This window comes from Microbacterium sp. CPCC 204701, assembly GCF_004010105.1.
In the GTDB taxonomy this organism is placed as follows: domain Bacteria; phylum Actinomycetota; class Actinomycetes; order Actinomycetales; family Microbacteriaceae; genus Microbacterium.
This window is the reverse complement of the sequence record NZ_RRYE01000452.1, coordinates 1-2,162: the sequence shown is the minus strand read 5'-3', so window position 1 is coordinate 2,162 and position 2,162 is coordinate 1. Positions and strand designations below refer to the sequence as shown.

The window sequence follows — 2,162 nt, the reverse complement described above, 5'->3', positions numbered from 1 at the left end:
GGGCGTGGAGGCCCGGCCGAGGCGCCTAGCCCGCGCACGGTCATGAGCGCGTCGGCCTGATCCACCGCCCATGCGCCGCGCTTGTCGGGGTGTGCCAGAAGCTGCTCGTCGATCGCGGACTTCTCGGACGCCAGAAGCTCGGCGCGCGCCGTCGGCTCGTCGTTCCAGGCGAGGTGCGTGGCGATCAGCCGCGTCACCGAGCCGCGCGCTGACCGATCGCTGAGGCGGCGCGCGCGGCGCGCGAACCTCACACCCTCGTCAGCGCGCCCGATGCCCAACAGCGCCCGCGCCAGCGAGTACGCGATCGACGACCCCGAGCCGCGCTCGATGCCCGCGCGTACGACGTCGGCGTAGTGCTGCTCACCCACCACGACGGCCTCGTCGAACCGCCCGAGTCGCACGAGCAGGTCGATCTGCGCGGCGCCCGCGTAGGCACGGAGAGCGGGGTCGAGCCGCAGGGCGGCCGCGCGCTCCAGCGAGGCGAGCGCGCCGGGCTCGTCGTCCTCGTCGTCCGAGATGCGCCACGACTCGACGGTCAGCGCGACGCCGAGCGCCGCGTCGTCGCCGACCTCCTCGGCCAGAGCGATCGCCCGCTGGGCATGTTCGCGCGCATCCTCGCCGTGCTCGGTGATCGCGACGTTCGTCAGCACGCGCGAGAGCAGGGCCCGGGCTCGTTCGTGGTTCTGGCCTTCGAGCAGCTCGATCGCGGCGTGGAGGTCTTCGCGGCGGTTGCGGTGCTCGAAGTTGAACACCTCGACGAACCGCTGGCGCAGCAGCGCGGCGCGCGTGATCGGATCGTCGGGGCACACGGCGAGCCCCTCGCTCGCCGACCGCAGCGACCGCTCGGAGTCGCCGAGATCGTGCCACGCCTGCGCGGCCTCGAGGTGCAGTTCGGGGAGCGTCGTTCCCGACCGTGCCGGGGCATCCGGAACCTGGTCCCACAGCTCGGTGAGCCGTTCGGCGAGCTTCGCGGAGGTCGCCGGCGAGAAGCGGGCGCGGGACTGGCGCAGCGCCTGGACGGTGGCGTCGAACGACGCCGGCAGGTCGCGGGCGGCCAGCCAGTGCTCGGCGATGGCGGATGCCTCGTCGGGGGAGTCGCCACGTTCCCGCAGGCACTCGGCGTACCCCCGGTGCACGCGCACGCGCTCGCTCGGCAGCATCTCGCCCTCGACGGCCTCGCGCGTGAGCGCGTGGCGGAACGAGTATCCGGCGCCGTCGGCGAGGATCACACGGGCGTCGATCGCCTCGCGCAGCGCCAGGTCGAGCGCGCGGTCGTCGAGCGGAGACACCGCCGCGAGCACGTCGTGGTCGACCTGCATCCCGCCCGCCGCCATCGTGCGTACGGTCTGCTGCGCGTCGTCGCCGAGGCGCGCGTACCGCGCCAGCACCAGTTCGCGCAGCGTGTCGGGGAGGCCCCGGTCGCCGAGGTCGACGAGCTCCTCGACGAGGAACGGGATGCCGCCGCTGCGCTCCGCGAGGGCGTCGACGAGGCGGGGGTCGAGGCCGTCGACGAGCTGCGCGACCTGCTCAGCCACCTCTTCGGGGCTCAGCCGCTCGACGTCGACGCGGACGATCGCGCGCGTGCGATCGAGCTCCGCGAGCACGGGGCGCAGCGGGTGGAAGCGGTCGATGTCGTCGGAGCGGTACGTTGCGACGATCGTGAGATGCCGGCCCCGGAGCGTGGCGGCCAGGGTCTTCAGCAAGGCCATGGTCGAGGCATCCGCCCACTGCAGGTCTTCGATCACGACGATCACGTGCCGGTCCTGCGAGAGTCGCTCGAGGAGCACCTCGATCGCCTCGGCGAACTCGCCGGCCGGGTCGTCGGCGTCGTGAGTCTCGGCCGAGATACCGGGCACGAGGGCCGCGAGGCTCGCGATGACGGCCGCGGAGCCGGCCGCGGAGCGCAGCGCGTCGGTGCCGACGGCCGCGTGCAGATCGCGCAGCACCCGGCGGATCGGCCCGAACGGCGCTCCGATCGGGCCCAGATCGACGCACTGGCCGACGGCGATCACGAGCGGCAGCGCGCCGCGACGTGCGGCGGTCTCGGCGAGGAACTCCTGGACGAGTCGCGTCTTGCCGATGCCGGCCTCGCCGCGCACGACGACGGTGCGCGGGTGACCATCGGCGCCCGCGCCGAACGCCTCGACGAGCGTGGCGAGTTC

1 protein-coding gene is annotated in these 2,162 nt (G+C 73.8%); it reads right to left on the bottom strand.

From position 1 onward, the window contains the following. Positions 1–2,162: ATP-binding protein (locus EIO58_RS16675; protein WP_127820415.1), on the bottom strand; the 2,162-nt coding region annotated here is incomplete at both ends.